A 3,768-nucleotide genomic window follows, 5' to 3' on the forward strand; every position below is an offset into this window, starting at 1 on the left:
GATTCCTGCTCGAGCCACCAAAACCTAGTACAAAAGTACTAGGTTTTTTAATTTATCTATTTATTATTTGTGTCTGTTTCTTAATTTTTCATATTCTTTATCTACAGCTTTAGAATTCATTGAAAAAAACACAGATATTCCATGACAGGCCACACCAATTCCCCAACCTATAGTAACCCATGTAGGATAGTAACCCATAATAAAACCAGTTAAAAATGCTCCAGAGCTTACCCATAAGCCAATGTTTACTAAGATATAAACTGCTAAATGAGTGTAAAATTCTCTCTTTTCTTTAACTCTTTTATAAGCCAACCTGTATAACTGTTCATCACTTAAATTACTCTTTGTTTGAAACTCTTCATTCATAAATATCCCCCCTATAAGTTAATAAAATAAAAAAATATTATAGTTAATTATATATGCTAACTAGATGGATATGATGTTGTGAAAAACTACTATACTAAAAAAATATCTGCAGCTAATTAGAAACATGCAGATATTTTCAGTATTAAACTAAGTTCTCTTTTATATAAGCTATTACACTATCTACATGACCGTCTACTTTTACTTTTCTAAATTCTTTTACTAAAATTCCTTTAGAATCAATTATAAAAGTACTTCTTTCAATGCCAATAGATTTTTTACCATACATGTTTTTTTCTTTAAGCACATCATATAGACTACAAACAATTTTTTCTTCATCCGATAATAGTATGTAATTTAAATCATGTTTCTCTATAAATTTGTCATGAGACTTAAGTGAGTCCTTACTAATTCCAAAAACTATAACATTTAACTCTTCCAGAGTTTTTAAGCTGTCCTTAAAAGAAATAGCTTCCTTAGTTCAGCCAGGAGTATTATCTTTAGGGTAAAAGAAGATAACTACGTTTTTTCCTATGTAGTTACTTAACATGTGAGTATTTCCATCACTTCCAGGCAAACTAAAATCTGGGGCTTTAATACCTTCTTGCAGTGTTTCCATTTTTTACACTCCTTTTAAAAATAATTATTAGTTAATAGTTATTATACTACAATAGCTAATTAATTATCAATTAATTAATGTGTTTATTATGTACCATACCACTAATCCATATAATTGCTCCTAATGTGGTTCTTACAAAATTATATATATGAGAATAAAATAATAGTATAAGTTTTAATTTTGTAAAGGAGTTTTTAAGATGAAAATTGGAGTTATTATGGGAGGAAGTTCTCATGAAAGAGAAATTTCATTATTAACAGGTCAAGAAATAATTAACAATTTAGATAGAAATAAATATGAAGTCATCCCTATAGAAATAAGTTGTAAAAGTGAATTAATAAAAAAAGCGAAAGAAATTGACTTTGCCTTTATAGCTTTGCATGGGAGTTTTGGGGAAGATGGAACTATACAAGGAACCTTGGAGACCATGGGAATACCCTATTCAGGGAGTGGGGTCTTAGCAAGCGCATTATGTATGGATAAAGATATAGCTAAAAGAATATTTATAGCAGAAAATATAACTACTCCAAGATGGACTGTAATTACAAAAGTTCAGGATTTAGATTATAATAAAGTTAAAAGTTTAGAATATCCCTTAGTAGTAAAGCCTAATAATGGGGGTTCTAGTGTAGGAACTTATATAGTGTATAAGAGAGAAGAGCTCGAAAATGCAATTATCAAATGCCTAAATTTCACCAGTGAGATTATTGTTGAGGAGTATATTAAGGGTGAAGAAATAACATGTCCTATTTTGGGGGGCAATATTTTGCCTATAATATCAATAAAGACTAAGGCAGAATTCTTTAATTATGAAGCAAAATACAGTGATAAAGATACCATAGAAGAAATAGCAATACTTCCTAAAAATCTTATGGAACAGGTAGAAAAAATATCTATTAAGATTTGGAAGATTTTTAAGTTAAAGTCTTATGCAAGAGTGGACATGATTATAAAAGATGAAAGGATATATGTATTAGAAATTAATACTCTTCCTGGAATGACAAAAAATAGTTTACTACCTAAAAGTGCAGCTATAGCAGATATAGAGTTTAAATGCTTACTAGATAAAATCATTGAGTATTCGTGGAGTTAGTTATGTAGGTATTTAGTAAGAGGTGAAATATGTTATACAATATAGAAATAGATAAGTCTAAACCAATATATATTCAAGTGTATAGTAAGATAAAAGAATTGATAGAGAGTGGCTTGCTTCCAAGTGGAAGCAAGCTTATCTCAACTAGAGAACTTGCAAAAATTGTGAAAGTTAGCAGGAGTACTATTATTACTGCATATGAAATGTTGGAAGAACAGGGGCTTGTATATATACAGGAAGGAAAGGGGACTTTCGTATCTCAAGTATATGTTATAAAAAATAATAAATGGAATATTAATTGGGATAATCATATTAGTGATTATGCTAGTAAAGCTACAAAGTTAGACATAATTAAGACTGAATTAAAAAATAAGCAAGGGATTATTTCATTTAAAAGTATAGCACCTGATGAAAGTTTATTTGATATGGATGAATTTAAAAGAGCATTTTTAAATACTGTTTCGGCAAAAGGAAATAAGTTGCTCAGCTACGGATATGCAAAGGGGTATGAGCCTCTCATTAAATACTTGTTAGGTTATATGTCTAGTAAGGGGGTTGACATAGAGAGTAAAGAGATACTAATAACAAATGGATTTACTGAGGGAATGGATATAGTTTTATCATCAATTACAGAGAAGGGGGATAAAATCATATGTGAAAACCCTACTCACAATACAGCATTAAAACTTATGAAACTTAACAATTTGGATATAATTGGGATTGGTTTTTGTGATGATGGTATTAATTTTAACGAGTTACAACGAGTGTTAAGTGAAAATACAATTAAAGCATCATATTTCATTCCATCATATCATAACCCAACAGGTAGAGTTATGTCATATGAAGATAGAAGTATCTTGTATAATACTTTAAAAAAATATAATGTGCCTATTATCGAGGATGGGTTTAATGAAGAATTACAACATCTTAGTGATCATATATCACCAATTGCCGCAGTAGGGGGAAAAGAAAATGGTGTTATATATATTGGTAGCCTATCTAAGATTTTATTTCCAGGATTAAGAATAGGATGGATTCTAGCAGATAAAAAATTAATACAAACCCTAGAAAGTGTAAAAAGAAGTAGAAATATTCATACATCAGTTATAGACCAGGCTGTATTACTAGAATATTTAAAGAATGGTGGATTTGAAAAATATGTTAGACGAATAAGAAATATATATAAAGATAAGTATAAATTAATAATTGAAATGATAAAAAGGTATATCCCTTATAAATGGATTAGCAAGGAAGTTGCTTTATATGTATTCCTTGAACTAGATGGAGTTAATTCTAGGGAACTATTAGAACAATGTTATAATAGAGGAGTTTCATTCACTCCTGGAGATACCTTTTTCGTTGATCAAAAGGGATATAATACTTTACGATTAGGATTTTCAAGGTTGTCAAAGGTAGAAATTGAAATAGGCATAAAAGTAATAGGAGAAGAGGTTAAAGAGTTATTAAATAAATCTATAAATAAATGATGTTAAATAGATTTTACCTATATACTATTCCTAGTGTATCAATATATAAAATAAGGAGAAAAATCTAGTTTTTTGTAGTATTTTGTACTTAACCATAAATAATGGCTTCATGAACAAGATAGGTGTAGAATATATATGATAAGATATGTCTTGTCCTTAAGAACGGACGAAAAACATTTAAAACTTAAAACAATTTTTAAATTATT

Annotated in this window: 4 protein-coding genes; 2 read left to right on the plus strand and 2 right to left on the minus strand. The window is 28.8% G+C overall.

Annotated features, from left to right (window positions below):
* Window positions 1-63 precede the first annotated feature (63 nt).
* A complete protein-coding gene (locus tag B3040_RS11180; protein ID WP_291573293.1) occupies window positions 64-366 on the minus strand; it encodes a 2TM domain-containing protein in 303 nt (100 codons plus the stop codon).
* 142 nt (window positions 367-508) lie between these two features.
* Complete coding sequence (gene bcp / locus B3040_RS11185) at window positions 509-982, minus strand: thioredoxin-dependent thiol peroxidase (RefSeq protein ID WP_291573295.1); 474 nt, start codon at window positions 980-982, stop codon at window positions 509-511.
* Window positions 983-1,181: 199 nt separating this feature from the next.
* Here bcp and B3040_RS11190 point away from each other — a divergent pair, with 199 nt between their 5' ends.
* Window positions 1,182-2,075: a D-alanine--D-alanine ligase gene (locus B3040_RS11190; RefSeq protein WP_291573296.1), complete on the plus strand. Its 894-nt coding sequence runs from the start codon at window positions 1,182-1,184 to the stop codon at window positions 2,073-2,075.
* Window positions 2,076-2,104: 29 nt separating this feature from the next.
* The gene (locus B3040_RS11195) at window positions 2,105-3,562 is read left to right on the plus strand and encodes a PLP-dependent aminotransferase family protein (RefSeq protein WP_291573299.1); all 1,458 of its coding nucleotides are present in this window, start codon (window positions 2,105-2,107) and stop codon (window positions 3,560-3,562) included.
* The last annotated feature ends 206 nt before the right edge of the window (window positions 3,563-3,768 follow it).

This window comes from Clostridium sp. UBA4548 (assembly GCF_002387895.1).
Classification (GTDB): domain Bacteria; phylum Bacillota; class Clostridia; order Clostridiales; family Clostridiaceae; genus Clostridium_J.

Excerpts from the sequence above, each read along its gene's own strand:
- B3040_RS11180 (WP_291573293.1), bottom strand. The coding sequence starts at position 366 with ATGAATGAAGAGTTTCAAACAAAGAGTAATTTAAGTGATGAACAGTTA.
- B3040_RS11190 (WP_291573296.1), top strand. The coding sequence starts at position 1,182 with ATGAAAATTGGAGTTATTATGGGAGGAAGTTCTCATGAAAGAGAAATT.
- B3040_RS11195 (WP_291573299.1), top strand. The coding sequence starts at position 2,105 with ATGTTATACAATATAGAAATAGATAAGTCTAAACCAATATATATTCAA.